General features: G+C 69.7%; 17 protein-coding genes. 9 read left to right on the forward strand and 8 right to left on the reverse strand.

The window, feature by feature from the left end:
* The first annotated feature begins 100 nt into the window (after positions 1–100).
* On the forward strand, positions 101–2,071 hold the full coding sequence (locus tag ACFVU2_RS04865) for a cytochrome c oxidase assembly protein (RefSeq protein WP_387871704.1): 1,971 nt from the start codon (positions 101–103) through the stop codon (positions 2,069–2,071).
* Between the two features lie 3 nt (positions 2,072–2,074).
* Here ACFVU2_RS04865 and ACFVU2_RS04870 read toward each other — a convergent pair whose 3' ends face one another.
* Positions 2,075–3,115 carry a hypothetical protein gene (locus ACFVU2_RS04870; protein ID WP_387871707.1) on the reverse strand — a complete coding sequence of 347 codons (1,041 nt, stop codon included), beginning with the start codon at positions 3,113–3,115 and terminating at the stop codon, positions 2,075–2,077.
* A 92-nt stretch (positions 3,116–3,207) separates the two neighbouring features.
* Between ACFVU2_RS04870 and ACFVU2_RS04875 the strand changes: the two genes are divergently transcribed.
* The gene (locus tag ACFVU2_RS04875; protein ID WP_387871709.1) at positions 3,208–4,512 is read left to right on the forward strand and encodes an ATP-dependent RecD-like DNA helicase; all 1,305 of its coding nucleotides are present in this window, start codon (positions 3,208–3,210) and stop codon (positions 4,510–4,512) included.
* 23 nt (positions 4,513–4,535) lie between these two features.
* Positions 4,536–4,886, forward strand: a complete 351-nt coding sequence (locus ACFVU2_RS04880; RefSeq protein ID WP_387871711.1) for an FHA domain-containing protein — start codon at positions 4,536–4,538, stop codon at positions 4,884–4,886.
* 9 nt (positions 4,887–4,895) lie between these two features.
* Here ACFVU2_RS04880 and ACFVU2_RS04885 read toward each other — a convergent pair whose 3' ends face one another.
* From ACFVU2_RS04885 to ACFVU2_RS04895, 3 genes are all read right to left on the reverse strand, one after another.
* Positions 4,896–5,546 carry a heme oxygenase (biliverdin-producing) gene (locus ACFVU2_RS04885; protein ID WP_387871713.1) on the reverse strand — a complete coding sequence of 217 codons (651 nt, stop codon included), beginning with the start codon at positions 5,544–5,546 and terminating at the stop codon, positions 4,896–4,898.
* A gap of 106 nt (positions 5,547–5,652) precedes the next feature.
* Positions 5,653–6,159 (reverse strand): hypothetical protein, encoded by a 507-nt coding sequence (locus tag ACFVU2_RS04890; protein WP_387871714.1) that lies wholly within the window; start codon positions 6,157–6,159, stop codon positions 5,653–5,655.
* A 29-nt stretch (positions 6,160–6,188) separates the two neighbouring features.
* On the reverse strand, positions 6,189–6,602 hold the full coding sequence (locus ACFVU2_RS04895) for a DUF4383 domain-containing protein (RefSeq protein ID WP_387871716.1): 414 nt from the start codon (positions 6,600–6,602) through the stop codon (positions 6,189–6,191).
* A gap of 156 nt (positions 6,603–6,758) precedes the next feature.
* Here ACFVU2_RS04895 and ACFVU2_RS04900 point away from each other — a divergent pair, with 156 nt between their 5' ends.
* Positions 6,759–8,045, forward strand: a complete 1,287-nt coding sequence (locus ACFVU2_RS04900; RefSeq protein ID WP_387871718.1) for a serine hydrolase domain-containing protein — start codon at positions 6,759–6,761, stop codon at positions 8,043–8,045.
* Between the two features lie 24 nt (positions 8,046–8,069).
* Here the strand turns inward: ACFVU2_RS04900 and fliW are convergent, their stop codons facing one another.
* Genes fliW through flgN form a run of 4 tightly spaced genes read right to left on the reverse strand, consistent with a single transcriptional unit; the run spans position 8,070 to position 11,258 of the window.
* A complete protein-coding gene (gene fliW / locus ACFVU2_RS04905; RefSeq protein WP_387871720.1) occupies positions 8,070–8,453 on the reverse strand; it encodes a flagellar assembly protein FliW in 384 nt (127 codons plus the stop codon).
* A complete protein-coding gene (flgL, locus tag ACFVU2_RS04910) occupies positions 8,450–9,334 on the reverse strand; it encodes a flagellar hook-associated protein FlgL (protein ID WP_387871722.1) in 885 nt (294 codons plus the stop codon). The genes fliW and flgL overlap by 4 nt, the downstream gene beginning before the upstream one ends.
* A gap of 3 nt (positions 9,335–9,337) precedes the next feature.
* Entirely contained in the window at positions 9,338–10,762 is a 1,425-nt protein-coding gene (gene flgK, locus ACFVU2_RS04915) for a flagellar hook-associated protein FlgK (protein WP_387871724.1), read from the reverse strand.
* A gap of 4 nt (positions 10,763–10,766) precedes the next feature.
* Positions 10,767–11,258 carry a flagellar export chaperone FlgN gene (flgN, locus tag ACFVU2_RS04920; RefSeq protein WP_387871726.1) on the reverse strand — a complete coding sequence of 164 codons (492 nt, stop codon included), beginning with the start codon at positions 11,256–11,258 and terminating at the stop codon, positions 10,767–10,769.
* A 422-nt stretch (positions 11,259–11,680) separates the two neighbouring features.
* Between flgN and ACFVU2_RS04925 the strand changes: the two genes are divergently transcribed.
* The 5 genes from ACFVU2_RS04925 (at position 11,681) to ACFVU2_RS04945 (ending at position 15,725) form a co-directional block, all read left to right on the forward strand.
* Complete coding sequence (locus tag ACFVU2_RS04925) at positions 11,681–12,496, forward strand: sigma-70 family RNA polymerase sigma factor (RefSeq protein WP_387871728.1); 816 nt, start codon at positions 11,681–11,683, stop codon at positions 12,494–12,496.
* A 116-nt stretch (positions 12,497–12,612) separates the two neighbouring features.
* On the forward strand, positions 12,613–13,446 hold the full coding sequence (locus ACFVU2_RS04930; RefSeq protein ID WP_387871730.1) for a flagellin: 834 nt from the start codon (positions 12,613–12,615) through the stop codon (positions 13,444–13,446).
* A 152-nt stretch (positions 13,447–13,598) separates the two neighbouring features.
* Complete coding sequence (gene fliD, locus ACFVU2_RS04935) at positions 13,599–14,981, forward strand: flagellar filament capping protein FliD (protein WP_387871731.1); 1,383 nt, start codon at positions 13,599–13,601, stop codon at positions 14,979–14,981.
* Entirely contained in the window at positions 14,981–15,409 is a 429-nt protein-coding gene (gene fliS / locus ACFVU2_RS04940) for a flagellar export chaperone FliS (protein ID WP_387871733.1), read from the forward strand. Before fliD ends, fliS begins: the two co-directional genes overlap by 1 nt.
* Positions 15,399–15,725 carry a hypothetical protein gene (locus ACFVU2_RS04945; protein ID WP_387871734.1) on the forward strand — a complete coding sequence of 109 codons (327 nt, stop codon included), beginning with the start codon at positions 15,399–15,401 and terminating at the stop codon, positions 15,723–15,725. Before fliS ends, ACFVU2_RS04945 begins: the two co-directional genes overlap by 11 nt.
* Positions 15,726–15,766: the final 41 nt, after the last annotated feature.

Below are 15,766 nucleotides of genomic sequence, written 5' to 3' on the forward strand. Positions count from 1 at the left end.
TCCCACTCGCTTTGCCGGAGGGCGGCGCCGCGTATCGCGGTGCCGCCCTCGTCGCGTTCCTGTGGGCGGTCGCCCAGCCCGGGGGACGTAGGCTGGTCGGGTGCCCCGAATCGTCCGTGTGATCGGCCCTGCCGTGCTGCTCGTCGCCGCCCTGGCGTCGGTCGTCGCCGGCCTCGCCTTTGGCGGTGGGGCGACCGCTCCCCTGCTCGCCGACCCCGGCGCGCTGGTGCGCTGGGGGCTGCCGATCGCGACCCTGCTGGTCAACCTCAGTCTGTCCGGCGTCGTGGGCTCGCTGGTGCTGGTGTGCTTCGTCTTCGCGCCGGACCGCGAGGAGTTCGGCAAGGCGCTCGACTTCGCTGCGGGATGCGCGGCCGTCATGACGGTCGCCGCCGCGGCGACGGGCCTCTTCACCTTCGTGAGCGTCTCGAACGTCCCGTGGTCGTTCGACGAGACCTTCAGCAACGGGCTCAGCTCCTTCATCACCAGCGTCTCGCTCGGCCAGGCCTGGCTCGGCGTCACGCTGATCGCCGCGGCGGTCACGGTGCTGTGCTTCGCGGTGCGCAACCACACCGCCCTCATCTTCGTGACCATCCTGGCCATGGCCGCCGTGGTCCCGATGGCGCAGCAGGGCCACAGTGCGGAGGCCGCCGGACACGACGCCGCCGTCACCTCGTTCGGACTCCACGTGCTGTTCGCCGCGGTCTGGCTCGGCGGGCTGGTGACCATCATCGTCCTGCGCGGCGTCTTCGGCGGCGACCGGCTCGTCACCGTGATGGAGCGGTACTCCTCCATCGCCCTCATCGCGTTCATCGTCGTGGCCGCCTCCGGCTACGTGAACGCCGAGCTGCGCATCGGCGACCTCGCCCAGCTGGCGACCCCCTACGGCATCCTGGTGCTCGTCAAGGTTGCCGTGCTGGTGGTGCTGGGGCTCTTCGGCCTCATGCAGCGCCGCATCCTGATCGGCCGGCTCAAGGCGGGCGGCAAGCGCAGTACGTTCTGGTGGATCGTCGCGGCGGAGCTCGCCTTCATGGGCATCGCGTCCGGCGTCGCTGCCGCCCTCGCCCGCACGGTGACGCCCGTGCCCCAGACCCGCGCCGCGGCCCCGACGCCTGCCGAGATCCTCACTGGAGACAAGCTCCCCCCGGAACTGACCTGGGGGCGGCTCTTCACCAGCTGGAACTTCGACCTGCTCTGGGTGCTGGCCTGCGCCTTCGCCCTCTTCTTCTACCTGGCCGGGGTCTGGCGCCTGCGCAAGCGCGGTGACGCGTGGCCGATCTACCGGACCGTGCTCTGGGTGCTCGGCATCGCGCTGCTCTTCTACATCACCAACGGCGGCGTGAACCTCTACGAGAAGTACCTCTTCTCGGCGCACATGTCGGCGCACATGGTGCTGACGATGGCCGTCCCGCTGCTGCTGGTGCCGGGTGCGCCGGTGACTCTGGCCGCGCGGGCCATCCGCAAGCGCACCGACGGTTCGCGCGGTGGGCGGGAGTGGATCCTGCTCGCGGTGCACTCGCGGTTCGCCGGGATTATCTCCAACCCGATCGTCGCGGCGATCCTGTTCGCCGGCTCCCTCTGGGCGTTCTACTACACGCCGATCTTCCGCTGGGCGACGACGGACCACGTCGGGCACGAGTGGATGGTCGTGCACTTCCTCATCACGGGCTACCTCTTCGTGCAGTCGCTGATCGGCATCGATCCGGTGAAGTTCCGGCTGCCCTACCCGTTCCGCCTGCTGCTCCTGCTGCTGACGATGGCGTTCCACGCTTTCTTCGGCCTCTCGATCATGCAGATGCACGGCCTCCTGCTCGCCGACTGGTTCGGCGCGATGGGGCGCACCTGGGGCGATCCGCCTCTCGTGGACCAGCAGACCGGCGGCGGCATCGCGTGGAGCGTCGGGGAGATCCCGACGGTCATCCTCGCGATCGTGGTCGCCATCCAGTGGAGTCGCAGCGATGAGCGCGAGACCCGTCGCCGCGACCGGAACGCCGACCGCACGAACGACGCCGAGCTGCGGGCCTACAACGATCAGCTGGCGCGACTGGCGCAGCGCGACGGGGCCAAGCAGTAGCGGCTACTGCCCGACCACGATGTCGAGCGACCCGTCGCTGCGGATCACGACGCTGGTGAGCGAGACGACGAACTTCTCGTCCGACTCGCGCTGGTCGACGGTCCCGTCGAAGAGCGACTGCACCGTCACCGAGAGGTGGGCGACGCCGCCGGCCTGGTCCATCGTCCACGCGGTCTGCCCCGCTGTGAGGTGGACCGCCGGGTAGGTCACCATCGTCCAGGTCGGGACACCCTGCACCCGGTCGTCGATCTCGACGCCGAACGGGCAGCCGGCCGGCTGGAGCACCTGCTGCGTGGCGCACTGGTCGAGGAAGTCGTTCAGCTGCTTCTGCACGGCATCGGTGAAGGCCGAGGTCGGCTCCGCGTCGACGGTCGTCTCGACGGTGCGCGCCGGAGTGGCGAGGACGACGACAGGCGCCGCGTCGAGGTATCTCGACGTGTGGCCGAGCTCGTAGCGTCCGGGCGCGAACATCAGATAGTCCGCGGCGACGCTGAACGCGGTCGCCGGCTGATCGGGGGCAGCCGCACGCGGGCTCACACTGTGCGAGGCGATGGTGAAGTCCTGCGCGTGGGCGACGGTCACGTGCGCGACCGTCAGGGGGGTGGTGGCGAAACGCCAGAGCGGGAGGACGCCGAGGACCGAACCCGCCTGCTCCACGGTGAACGTCGCGGTGACGGGATGCCCATCGGACGTGGCCCGGACGGTCACGCTGTGCGCGCCGGAGGCGAGGGTCCGATCGGCGGTCACGGCGATGTCGGCGATGCGCGGCAGGAGGTCGGCGCGCAGGAGCTCGTGCGACGCGTCGGCGGGGAGTCCCGCGTCTTTCAGCGCCGTGGAGCTCGGCGCCGCGCCGGGCATCGCGAGGGCGGAGGCGACGTCGTGGGCGGCGAGCGACTGGACGTAGCCCGTGACGAAACCCGAGGCGCTGTAGTAGGTGCGCTCCACGGCGGCGAAAGCGGCGACGAGGGCGAGGATCAGCAGGAGGCCGATCCCGGACCAGAGGATCAGGGCGCGCGTCCTGCGCCCAGACTCATCCCCAGCCATGAGGACATCCTAGGGGCCTGTGCAGAGCGGGACCGGGGCGCCGGGGCGGGTTAGAGTAGATCGGCAGGTCGCGCGAGGGGAAAGGGACTCGGATGGGCCGACTCTCGCTCTCGCCGGAGCAGCAAGCGGTGTTCGAGCTGATCGAGCACACACGGGAGCACGTCTTCGTCACGGGGCGTGCGGGAACCGGTAAGTCGACGCTGCTCAACCATCTCTCCTGGAACACGGAGAAGTCGATCGTCATCGCGGCGCCCACGGGCGTGGCTGCGCTGAACGTGGGCGGCCAGACCATCCACTCGCTGTTCCGGCTGCCGATCGGCGTCATCGCCGACCACGACATCGAGCAGACCGTCGAGCTGCGCAAGCTGCTGAACACCATCGACACGCTCGTCATCGACGAGGTCTCGATGGTCAACGCCGACCTGATGGACGCGGTCGACCGCAGCCTGCGCCAGGCCCGGCAGCGCCCCGCGGAGACGTTCGGCGGGGTGCAGGTGGTGCTCTTCGGCGACCCGTATCAGCTCGCTCCGGTACCCGGCGATCAGGAGGAGCGCGCCTACTTCCGCGACACCTACCGCTCGATGTGGTTCTTCGACGCGAAGGTGTGGCAGGAGGCCGACCTCCGCATCGTCGAGCTGCTCCAGGTGCATCGCCAGCACGAGTCCGACTTCCGGTTCATGCTCAACGCCGTGCGCCACGGGCAGGTGACGAAGGAGATCGCGGACCGGCTGAACGAGGTCGGCGCCCGGCCGGCGCCCGACGACGGGACGATCACCCTCGCCACACGCAACGACACGGTCAACCGCATCAACGCGCAGGCGCTCGACCGGCTCCCGGGCCGGGCGCTGACGGCGAAGGCCGAGATCAGCGGCGACTTCGGCGGCCGCAACTACCCGGCCGAGGAGTCGCTCGAGCTCAAGGTGGGGGCCCAGGTCATGTTCCTGCGCAACGACGTCGGGCAGGGCGACGGCCCGCGCTGGGTCAACGGCACCATCGGCACGGTGACGCGCATCGACTCCACCGTCTACGTCGACGTCGACGGCGAGATCCATGAGGTCGAGCCGACCAGCTGGGAGAAGTTCCGCTACAGCTACTCCCCCGAGACCAAGAAGCTCACGAAGGACGTGGTCGCCGAGTTCACCCAGTTCCCGTTGCGGCTGGCGTGGGCCGTGACGATCCACAAGTCGCAGGGCAAGACGTACGACGCGGCCATCGTGGACCTGGGGACGCGTGCGTTCACCTCGGGGCAGACCTATGTGGCGCTCAGCCGCATCACCACCCTCGACGGGCTGTACCTGACACGTCCGCTCCGCCCGAGCGATATCACGGTCGATCCGGACGTGGAGCGGTTCATGAGCGACGCACGTCCGGTGAGGGTGCCGCTCAGCGCGGTCTGAGCGGCCGAGGCGAAGGAGACGAGATGATCACGTTCGTGCTGGATTTCAGTGACGGTCAGCACGTGGAGACGTCCGGGAACGGCGTCATCGGCCGCAACCCGGTCGTCCACACGCCCGGCACGGAGTTCGACGACCCGGCGCACATGGAGCTGATCACCCTCGCGGACGACGCCAAGTCGGTGTCGCGCGCCCACCTCGCGTTCGGGCAGTACGACGACGTGTTCTGGGTGATGGACCTGGGGTCGGCGAACGGCACGACGATCTCGTATCCCGGCGACGGCACGTTCGCCTGCGATCCGAACACACGCCACGAGGTCGACCCGGGGTCGGTCGTCCGCTTCGGCAGCGGCAGCTTCGCGCTCAGCAGGCGCTGAGCGGCGGCGTCAGGCCGCGGCGGCCTTCGCTGCCGCGAGGTCGTTGAAGAGCTCCGTGTTGAAACGGAAGGCGAGCCCGGCCTCCGCGATGACGCGGTCGCGCTCCTCCTCGGTCCAGTCGACGGCGTCGAGCTGGGAGCGGTAGACGTCCTTGAAGACCTTCGGCTTGGCGATGTCGGCGAACAGGTAGAAGCCCACCCCGTTGGTCTCGAAGCCGTACTGGCGCTGCAGCAGGGTGCGGATGATCTGACCGCCCGACAGGTCGCCGAGGTAGCGGGTGTAGTGGTGGGCGATGAAGCCGCCCGGCCAGTCGTGCCCGACCTCGCGGATGCGAGCCGTGTAGCGGAACGTGCTCGGCAGCGGCGAGATGCGATCGCGCCAGTCGTCGCCGAGGAGGAACTCGAGGTCGGCCTCGATCGCCGGCAGACGGGTCAGCTTCGGCGTGATGAACAGGGCGGCGACGGGGTCGCCCGCCATGTCGACCGCGGCCTCCTCCAGCGCCTGGTAGATGAAGTAGTGCTGTGCCAGGAGGTGGATGTAGTCCTCGCGACTGCCCTTGCCGCTCATGAGATCCTGCATGAAGGTCGCGCCCTCGCTCTCCTCGTGCACGGAGCGGGTGCGCTCGCGGAGCGCTTGCGAGAAGGGGATCAGTTCGGCCATTCGGGTCTCCTGGTCAGGTAAGGCTTACCTAAAATACTGGCCGACGCGGGAGCATCCGTCAAGCTGGACGTCCCGTTCCACCCGTATTCACGGCCTTCACCTGGACTCAGTGGTGGTGACCCACCTTCACGGCGGCGAACCCGGCGTCGGTCAGGCCGAGCGCGGGGATGGTGACCGCGCAGACCGCCGAGGCGCTGAGGGCGAGTGCCGCGACGAAGCGGAGCGCGCCGCTGCGCTGAGACGCCGGACGGTCGCGACGCAGGACCACCGCACTGACGGCGGCGATGACCACGTCGAGCAGCGACGCGGCGGCCATCGGCACCAGGGGCAGGCTGATCACGGTTCCGGAGGTCGCCGTCGCCCCGACGACGGCGAGCGCCGCCCACAGCCCGACCGGCACGAGGGCCAGAGCGGGGACGAGACGGAAGAGTGCTGGACGGTCCCGCGCGAGTGTCGTCACCGACCACGCGAGCTCTGCCGCCGCGACGGCCAGCAGGACGACGAGCAGCGGAAGAGGAGCACCGGGGGCGAGCGCTGCGTGAAGCAGGCCCGCCCCCAGCGCGGCCACGGCGAGGAACGCCCGGGTCGGAGGACCGACGGGGGTTCCTGACATCCTGCTCATAGGAGCCGTGGCCTCGTCGGTCAGACGGCAGCCGGAGTGGAGCGCACGGTCCGCTCGGCACCGAGACCGACACCGAGGAGCACGATCGCGCTCGCCAAGTGGAGGAAGTGGTCGGGGGTGTTCAGCGCGAGGATGTTCGCGCCGGTCCCGACGAGGAAGAAGCCGACGATGCCGAGGAGCAGGTAGACGGCACCGATGGTGGTGTTGACCGCCTTCGCGGCAGCGGCACGGGTGAGCCCCGCGATCAGCAGTGCGGCGCCGATCAGCAGGTGGGCGACGTTGTGGAGCGGGTTCACCTCGAAGATGCCGAGGAGCAGTCCGCCCTTTGTCGCCACGAAGCCGACACCGCCGGTAAAGGCGAAGCCGAGCAGGCCGACGAGCAGGTAGACGGCGCCGAAGATGGTGGCGACGAGACGGTTCGGTGATGTGCGCATGATTCGTTCCTCCTTGGACGGCGCACGGATGCGCGCCTCATCTGGTCTTCGCAGCACCTCCGCGATCGGATTGGCGGCCCACCACGCAGCGCCTCCCTGGGCCACTTTCCGCGGGTTAGAATCCGTAGCACGAGCACCACGACGGCGGGGGAGTCCATGCGAGGAGCGAATCGGATCGGCCGGGCCGTCGCCGCGGCCGCGGCCGGATTGCTCCTGCTCGCCGTGACCGGATGCACCTCGTCAGCTGCGACCGATCTGCCGACCCAGCGACCGGGCCGCTTCTCCGCCGATGTGCAGAAGCGTCTGGACGGAGCGCTCGCCGACGCGATGAAGCTGGCGGACGCCTCCGCCGGATTCGCCGGCGTCTGGGCGCCGTGGGCCGGGAGCTGGACGTCGGCGACCGGCACGACCACCCGCGGCGGCTCCACTCCCGTGACCGAGAAGATGAGCTTCCGGATCGGCCAGAACACCGTCCCGATGACGTGCACGGTGCTGCTCGACCTGGTCGACGAGGGGACGATGGATCTCGACGACCCGCTCACCAAGTGGGTGCCGGGGCTCGTGGGGGTGGAGGGCGTCACGCTCCGGGAGCTGTGCCAGCAGACCTCGGGCCTGGGCGACTACTCCGCGCAGCTGAGCAGCCGGATGCTGATGAACCCGACGCGCCAGTGGCCGCCGCTGGAGCTGGCGAGCGAGGGCATCGCCGCTCCACGTGCGGGCAAGCCGGGCGAGAAGTACAGTCCGGCCCGGACGAATGCGGTGCTGGTCGGCATGGCGGTGCGCAACGCCGCCGGCAGCGACTGGGCGGATCTCTACCAGAAGCACATCTTCGGCCCGCTCGCGATGGAGGCCAGCTCGTTCCCGACGGACGCCGCGCTGCTGGTGCCGGGCGCGCACCCGGCCGGCTACGCCGCCGGGGTCGACGGTCTCGGCACACTGGTCTGCGAGCCGATGCGCGATGTCTCGCGCCTGTCCCCCTCGATGGGCTGGACCTCGGGCGGGGTGGTCTCGAACCTCGGCGACCTCAAGTCGTTCAGCCAGGCGCTCGCCGCGGGCAGCCTCCTCGACGAGAAGACCGCAGACGCGCAGATGCAGGGCGTGACGAGCGGGGCCTCCTGGCAGAAGCAGGGACTCGGCGTCCAGCTGCTCGGTCCGCTGCGGGGCAGCAGCGGTGCGATCCCGGGCTACCTCTCGGCGATGTACACCGACCCGTCGTCGGGTCTCACCGTCGTCGTCGCGCTGAACAACTCGACGCCGGGCGCGGGATTCGCGCAAGCGCTCGCACAGCGGTTCGCGTCCATCGCCTCCAAGCTCCCCGCAGCGCAGAAGGGCGCCAAGGTCGTCGCGGCACTCCCGTGGTCGGAGGAGCAGACGGTGGACGCGATGACGAAGTCGGCGCCGTGCCCGGCAAAGCAGCCGGAGGCTCCCGCGGCCGGCAAGTAGGCCGCGCTCAGGAGGATGCCGTCCTCAGGCCCCCGCGAGCGCGGCGAGCTCGGCGCGCACCGGGAAGGCGTCGTCGTCGAGCACCAGCTGGAGCGCCGCACCGGTCGCGCGGTTCACCACGATCGGTGCGAGCAGGTTGACGGTGCTCCCCTGCTGCGACGGGGTCACGACGACGAGGAGGAGCGCATCCTGAGCGGCACCGATGCCCAGGTCGACGGCGCGGTCGTCCGGCAGCTCGGGCGAATACCCCGGGAGGTGACGTTCCGCATCGAGAGTGAAGAGCCGGATCTCCGGCCGCTCGATCGAGGCCAACGTGAACAGGCCGGAGGCGCCCTCGACCGGGGTCAGCTCGAACTCGGCGAGCGGCTCCAGGCCGGGAGGCGGCGTGACGAACGCGACGGCGCTCATCGGAGGAAGTCCATCAGCGTCGGCTGCAGCACACGCGCCGTCACGGCGATCGCGGTCTGGTAGTTGACGTCCTGCGTCTTGAGGTCGAGCAGCACCTTGCTCAGGTCGACATCCTCGAGGCTCGAGCGCTGCGACTCCAGCGAGTTGGCACCGACGGCGAGCATGTCCTTCGCCTTGTCGATGCGGGTCTGGCGGCCGCCGATCTCCGCGTGCTCTCCCACGATCGCCTTCATCCTGTCGTCGATGCCACCCAGCCGGGGCCCGACGTTCACCCCCGTCCGCAGATCGTTCGAGATGCCGTCCAGCAGGGCGAACACCGATCCGGCGCCCGTCCCGAAGACCGCCGCGCCGTCGGCATCCACTCGCACGGTGGTGTCCGGGCCGATCCTGCGCTCCACTGTACTTCCCACGGCTCCGGTGAAGGAGTAGTCGGGCTGGAAGGCGACCCCGGCGTCGGAGTTGCCGGCGAAGACGGTGCGACCCAGGTAGGTGGTGTTCGCGAGGGAGAGCAGGGACTTCTTGAGCCCGTCCACCTCGGTCGCGATGGCCTCCTTGGCCTCGTTCGACAGCGCCCCGTCGTTCGCCCCGGTCACGGTCAGGTCGCGCACGCGGCGCATGATGCTCTCGACCGAGGTGAGGGTGGAGTCTGCGGTGGTGAGCCAGGCGTCGCCGTTGTCGACGTTGCGCTGGTACTGCGCCGTCGCGGCCTGATCGGAGCGGACCCCGAGCGCGCTGGCGGTGGCTGTCGGGTCGTCCGACGGCTTGGTGATCTGCTTGCGGCTGGTCGCCTGGTCGTACAGCTGCGCCTGGCGCTGCAGGCTGAGCTGCAGGTTGCGCTGGGCGCCCAGCGTCTGCGTGGCGTTCGTCACACGGGTGAACACGGTTTACCTCCCGACCAGTCCGGTGTGGTTGATGAGGACGTCGAGCGCCTCGTCCACAGCCGTCATCACGCGCGCAGCACCCTGGTAGGCGTGCTGGAACGCGAGCATGTTCATGTTCTCCTCGTCGAGGTCGACGGAGGAGTTGGCGAGCAGGGCGCTCGTCGCCGAGTTCGCCGAGAGCTCGGCGAGGTCGCCCTGCTGCTGAGCGACCTTGCTCGCGACGCCGATGCGCACCACGAACGCGGACCACTGCTTGTCGACGGCGTTCGTCCCGGTGCCGAGCTTGGCGATCGCGTCGGCGATGCTGCCGTCGCTGCCGCCCGCACCCGGGGTCCCGGTCGCGATCTGTGCGACGCTCGTCGGCACGACGGACAGGCCCAGAGCGGCGGGCTTGGTCGCGTCGATGGCGAAGAAGTCGAGCCCCGTCGCGCCGGAGGGCGTCGCCCCGGTGCGGTGGATGTCGTTGACGCGCTGCGCGATCGTCACGGCGAAGCTGTTGTAGCTCGCCGCCGCCTCCGCCAGCACGCCGCCGGTGCCGGAGGCGTCCGCCGGAGCGAGCGTCGAGATCGCGCCGGCGATCGACCCGCCCTCCATGGCGATCGCAGCGCCGGGCCGGTACGTCCACTCCAGTCGCAGCGGGTCGCCGGCGGCATCGCTCATCCGCTGAGCGCCCGCGAGGGAGACGGCATTGGCCGAGGTGCCCTGTACCAGCGCGTTGCCGCCGATCAGCACGTCGACCGTGCCGTCCTGGTTGGCACGCACCACCCCTCCGGCCAGGGAGGCGATCTTCGTCGTCAGGGTGTCGCGCTGATCCATCAGCTCGTTCGCCGACGAGCCCGACGACAGGGCCGCGCGGATGCGGCCGTTGAGCTCGGCGACGGCGCTCGCCGCGGAGTTCAGGTCGTCGACCATCCCCCCGGCCTGCGTGCGCAGCGTCGTCCACTGGTCGTCGACCGCCTGATAGCCCTGTGCGATCTGCGTCACCAGGCTGCCCGCCTGGCCGAGGAGGACGCCGGCCGGTGCCTGCTCGCCCGCCTGGTTGGACACGTCGCCCCAGGCGGACCAGAACTTCTGGAGCTGGGCGGAGATGCCGTTGGTGCCCGGCTCGTTCAACGACGACTCGAGGGTCGCCAGCGCCTGAGCGCGCGTCCCCGAGTATCCGGAGACCGCCGATGTGGTGCGCACGCGCGAGCTGAGCGCCGCGTCGTCGAGTCGCTGGACTCCGCCCACGAACACGCCCTGCCCGGGCTTCACTCCCCCGCTGAACAGGCGGCCCGAGCTCAACGGCTCGACGGCGGACGTCGTGACGCGCTGGCGCGTGTACCCCGCGGTGTTCGCGTTGACCAGGTTCTGCCCGACCACGTCGAGACCCGCCTTGGCCGCGACCAGGCCCGTGTAGGCGGTGTTCAGACCGCTGAAGGTGCTCATCCCTCTACGCCTCCGTGTCGAAGAATCGTGGTGCCCCGTCGCCGGCGCGGCTCTCGCCCGCCGCCCCGTAGAGGCCCGGGTCGCCGCCGCCGGACAGACCGCTCAGCGTCTCCTGCGTGGAGCGGGCGGCCTCCCGGAGCAGGCGCTCGTTGGTGTCGCGCACGTCGGCGATCTGGCCGGTCAGCTCGGTCATCGCCGCGAGATGGGAGCCGAAGATATCGGACCAGATGCCGTCCGGGGCCGCCGTCGCCAGCTCCCGCAACGTGGCATCGGAACCGAGGCCCCATGCCTCGGCCACCTCGGAGACCTCGACGGTGCGGGTCAGGCCGACCACGCGCATCCGCTCCATGACCTGCTCGACTTCACGGGTGGCGTGGGAGATCCAGCGCGACTTGCCGGCGACGAGCAGCAGCTGCTCCTCCTCCAGCTTGAACAGCAGCAGCTCCAGGAGCTCGCGCTCCTTCCAGAGCTGCGCGGACAGTTCGCTCGCGGCCATGTCGCTCCTGACTTCCTCGTGAGTCGTTGTGCGCACGCGGTCCCCTCGGGTATCGGGACGACGGACGGTCTGCCCGTCGACACAAGGGACAATCGGCACCGGTGGCCTCGATGTTAGGGGCGTGGAGCTGCGAATACCCTCAGTGCGCGACGCGGATCCACAGCTTCTCCTTATCAGTCGCACAGCTCATCCACGTGGATGTGGATGATCCCATTTTTGGGGGTGCCCCCTGCCCTGTAGTGGGGGCACCGGACGCGCGACCGGAGTGCCTCGACGTTGTTACCGTGAACAACGAAAGACCCCTAGCACCCGCTCGGCACCCGACCCAGCCCGAGCATTGTCAGCACCGCCCGTGTACCCGTTCCGCCCGATCCTGGAGGGCTGGATTCGTGGTACCCGTCCGATGAAGAGGGGTCGCACGCGTGAACCGCAACGAACGAAACGCGCTCGTCGTAGCCAACCTGCCACTGGTGGGGTACCTGGTCTCCGACCTGGTCTCGCGCGCCACGCACCTGTCCCGGGACGACCTGGCCTCGGCCGGCTCCCTGGCGCTGGTGACCGCCGCCGACGCGTACGACGCGTCGACCGGCGTCCCCTTCGGCGCTTACGCCCGCACCCGCATCCTCGGCGCCCTCGCCGACGAGCTGCGGGCGAGCGACTGGGCCACCCGGTCCGCTCGCAAGCGCATCAAGGAGACGGTCGCCGTACGCGAGAGCCTCACATCGGCGCTCGGCCGCACGCCCACCGTCGACGAACTGGCCGACGCCCTCGGCGTCGATCGGCAGACGGCGGCCGCAGGGCTCGCCGACGCCGCACGAACGGTCACCGCGCTCGACGAGACCATCGAGCCGTTGCTCGTCTCGGACACCGTCGGCCCCGAGGAGTCGCTCATGACCAGCGAGCGCACGGCCTACGTGCGTGCCGCCGTCGCCGCGCTCCCCGACCGCATGCGCTCCATCGTCGAGGCCATCTACTTCGACGACCGCACCGTCACCGAGATCGCCGACGAGCTGGGCATCACGCACTCCGCCGTCTCGCAGCAGCGCTCCGAGGCGGTGCGCCTCATGCGTGAAGGGATGGCGACCCACTACGCCGACGAAGGCGACCCCGAGGTCATCGAGGCCAAGACCTCCCAGGCGCGCCGCAGCGCCTATCTCGCGCGGCTGGCGCAGCACGCCGTCGCGCACCTCGGCGCGCACCCCGCGCCGCTCTCCCCCACTTCCGCCCGCGCCTCCTGAGGCATCGGCCCGCACGCGCGGGCGATGCCTAACGGAGCAGTACAGGCGGTCGATAGAAGGGTTTGCGGGCCACGGATGGGCCGCGAACATCAAGCCCAGATCATGGAGGAAACATCATGGGTATGCAGATCAACACCAACATCGCGGCCAACAACGCCTACCGCAACCTGAACAACACGCAGAGCGACCTCTCGAAGTCGCTCGAGAAGCTGTCCAGCGGCCTCCGCATCAACCGTGCGGCGGACGACGCGGCGGGCCTGGCCATCTCGCAGGGCCTGAAGTCGCAGGTCGGTGGCCTCACCGTCGCCGCCCGCAACGCTCAGGACGGCATCAGCGTCGTGCAGACCGCTGAAGGTCAGCTGACCGAAGTCCACTCGATCCTGCAGCGCGTGCGCGACCTGGCCGTCCAGGCCGGCAGCGACTCGAACAACGCCGACTCGCGCGCCGCCATCAAGACCGAGGTCGACCAGCTGACCAGCGAGCTCACCCGCATCTCGGGTAGCGCGAACTTCAACGGCATCAAGCTGCTCGACGGCTCCAACGCCTCGCTGACCTTCCAGGTCGGCGCCGGCGATGTCGCGGCCAACGACCAGATCTCGGTCGACCTGTCCGGTGCGAACGTCGCCACCGTCGCCACCGCGGTCGGTGCCCTGACGTTCGACTCGGCGGCCAACGCCCTCACCTCGATCACGGCTCTCGACACGCAGATCAAGAACGTGTCGACCGCTCGTGCGAGCCTGGGTGCCGTCCAGAACCGCTTCGAGAGCACGATCCGCAGCCTCAACGTCTCCAAGGAGAACCTGTCGGCTGCGTCGTCGCGCATCACGGACACCGACATGGCGGAGGAGATGGTGAAGTACACCCGCTCCAACATCCTGTCGCAGGCCGGCACCGCAATGCTCGCCCAGGCCAACCAGTCGGGTCAGGGCGTTCTGCAGCTGCTCCGCTAGTCCGCGGGCTAGTCCGCTAGCCCTCGCCGAGCCGCAGTGAAGGCGGCCGGGATGCGAGCCCCAAAGCGCATCCCGGCCGCCGCACCGCTCCACCGGCACCACCGATAGCACCAGCACCACCCGTCACCGCCGTCCACAGGGAGGGAGCACCGATGAGCTTGGCAATCGACGGCCTGATCAGCGGGCTGAAGACGACCGATCTGATCAATCAGCTCATGCAGGCCGAAGGCGTTCCGCAGACGCTGCTGAAGAACAAGGTCACCACCTCCACCACCTACATCACCGCGATGCAGGCCCTGAACACCAAGGTGGCCGCGCTCACGGACCTGGCCACCAAGACCGCCAAGCCGGCCGCGAGCGATCTTCACACGGCCTCCTCGAGCTCCGACAAGGTGACCGCCACGGCGGGCCCGGGGGCCGTGGACGGCACCATCGACTTCACAGTGGACAAGCTCGCCCAGTCGCAGGTCACGGTGACCGGACCGCTCACGCAGTGGCCGGACCAGCCTCCCGTGCTCACATTCGTCGCCGCCGACGGCACGACGAAGCAGGTGACGGCTGCCAGCTCCTCGCTCGCCGACGTGGCCGCCGCGATCAACAAGGCCGGCGTCGGCGTCACCGCGACCCAGGTCGCCGCCGGACTCGACCCGTCGTCGGGCGAGAAGGTCTACCGCCTCCAGCTCAGCTCCACCAAGACCGGCTCGGAAGGCTCGTTCACCGCGTACCGCGGGTCGTCCGCCGATGTCGCCGCCGGCACCGCGACGAACCTGCTGAGCGAGGCCGGCGCCGCGCAGGTGCGGCAGGCACAGGATGCGCAGATCACCCTGTGGAGCGGCACGGGCGCCGCGCAGTCCGTGACGTCGTCCACCAACACCTTCGCCGACGTGCTGCCCGGCGTCACGGTGACCGTGAGCGCGGCCTCGACCACCCCCGTCACCCTCAGCGTCGCACGGGACGACAAGGGGATCTCCGACGTGGCGAACGCGCTCGTCACGAGCCTCAACGACATCTTCGCGTACATCGCGACCAAGCAGGCGGTCAGCACCAGCACGGACACCGCGGGCGGCACCGTGGTCACGGCCGGGACGTTCACCGGCGACTCCACGGTGCGCGACGCGAACCAGAAGCTGCTCGACTCGGCCTCAGCCCCCATCAACGGCGTCTCCCCCTCCACCTACGGCATCTCGATCACCAGCGACGGCAACATGTCGTTCGACGCGGACAAGTTCGCGGCTGCCCTCGCCGCCGACCCCGAGAAGGTGAAGGCCGCCATCGCGACGGTCGCGCAGCGCGTCGCCGACGCCGCCAAGGCGGCCAGCGACAAGTACGACGGCACGATCACGACGAAGATCACCGGCGAGCAGTCCACCGTGAAGAGCCTGAGCACGCAGATCACCGACTGGGACACCCGGCTGGCCGATCGCCGCTCCAGCCTCGAGAGGACCTACGCCAACCTCGAGGTCAACCTCCAGAAGCTCCAGTCCCAGTCCAACTGGCTGACCGGCCAGCTCGCTTCGCTCTCGACGAGTTCGTGATGACATTGCTCAACTCCGCCGCCTCCAAGCTCTCCGCCTACAACCGCGACAGCGTGCTCTCGGCGAGCCCCGCCCGGTTGCTCACGATGCTCTACGACCGTCTGGTGCTCGACCTGACGCGCGCAGAAGCCGCTCTGGGAGCCGACAACTGGCCGATCGCCTGGGAGAACCTGCGCCACGCGGACCAGATCGTCGCCGAGCTCGCATCGAGCCTGCGCGTGGATCTCTGGAACGGCGCCGACGGCCTTCTGCAGCTGTACTCGTACCTCGCTGAGCTCATCGTCGATGTCACGGTGGATCGCGACGCCGCGAAGGTGCGCGAGGCGATCGAGCTCGTGGAGCCGTTGCGCCAGGCATGGCACGAGGCCGCCGCGGCCATCCCTGTCTCCGGTGGCGGTGCGAGCGGGAGCGACCTCGGTGTCGCCTGAGCAGGACGCCTCAGCAGAGGGCTTCCCCGAGCTCGACGCCACGGCGCCGTGGGTCGAGGCGCTCGCGCAGATGGAGCGCGAGCTCCAGGGGGCGCTCGCCCGTATCGAACCCGTGCCCTGGCGCCCGCCGATCGCGCTCGGGCCGATCCCGCCCGAGCTGCACGATCGGGCCACGCGCCTGCTCGAGGCGCAGCTGCACACCATCCGCTATCTCGAGGACGTGCGTCAGACCACGGGGAAGCACATCGCCGCGCTGAAGTCGGTGCCGCGCACCGAGCAGGGTCCGCGGCCGGTCTATTTCGACCTGCTCGGCTGATCGTCCCGGTCAATTCTGCTCAGATGAGCAGAGATCGGATC

It is taken from the genome of Leifsonia sp. NPDC058194 (assembly GCF_042883605.1).
Lineage (GTDB): Bacteria > Actinomycetota > Actinomycetes > Actinomycetales > Microbacteriaceae > Leifsonia.

Coding starts and splice junctions, on each gene's coding strand:
- fliD (WP_387871731.1), top strand. CDS start 13,599: ATGAGCTTGGCAATCGACGGCCTGATCAGCGGGCTGAAGACGACCGAT.
- fliW (WP_387871720.1), bottom strand. CDS start 8,453: ATGAGCGCCGTCGCGTTCGTCACGCCGCCTCCCGGCCTGGAGCCGCTC.
- ACFVU2_RS04870 (WP_387871707.1), bottom strand. CDS start 3,115: ATGGCTGGGGATGAGTCTGGGCGCAGGACGCGCGCCCTGATCCTCTGG.
- ACFVU2_RS04890 (WP_387871714.1), bottom strand. CDS start 6,159: ATGTCAGGAACCCCCGTCGGTCCTCCGACCCGGGCGTTCCTCGCCGTG.
- flgN (WP_387871726.1), bottom strand. CDS start 11,258: ATGGCCGCGAGCGAACTGTCCGCGCAGCTCTGGAAGGAGCGCGAGCTC.
- flgK (WP_387871724.1), bottom strand. CDS start 10,762: ATGAGCACCTTCAGCGGTCTGAACACCGCCTACACGGGCCTGGTCGCG.
- ACFVU2_RS04880 (WP_387871711.1), top strand. CDS start 4,536: ATGATCACGTTCGTGCTGGATTTCAGTGACGGTCAGCACGTGGAGACG.
- fliS (WP_387871733.1), top strand. CDS start 14,981: ATGACATTGCTCAACTCCGCCGCCTCCAAGCTCTCCGCCTACAACCGC.
- ACFVU2_RS04930 (WP_387871730.1), top strand. CDS start 12,613: ATGGGTATGCAGATCAACACCAACATCGCGGCCAACAACGCCTACCGC.
- ACFVU2_RS04875 (WP_387871709.1), top strand. CDS start 3,208: ATGGGCCGACTCTCGCTCTCGCCGGAGCAGCAAGCGGTGTTCGAGCTG.
- ACFVU2_RS04900 (WP_387871718.1), top strand. CDS start 6,759: ATGCGAGGAGCGAATCGGATCGGCCGGGCCGTCGCCGCGGCCGCGGCC.
- ACFVU2_RS04885 (WP_387871713.1), bottom strand. CDS start 5,546: ATGGCCGAACTGATCCCCTTCTCGCAAGCGCTCCGCGAGCGCACCCGC.
- ACFVU2_RS04895 (WP_387871716.1), bottom strand. CDS start 6,602: ATGCGCACATCACCGAACCGTCTCGTCGCCACCATCTTCGGCGCCGTC.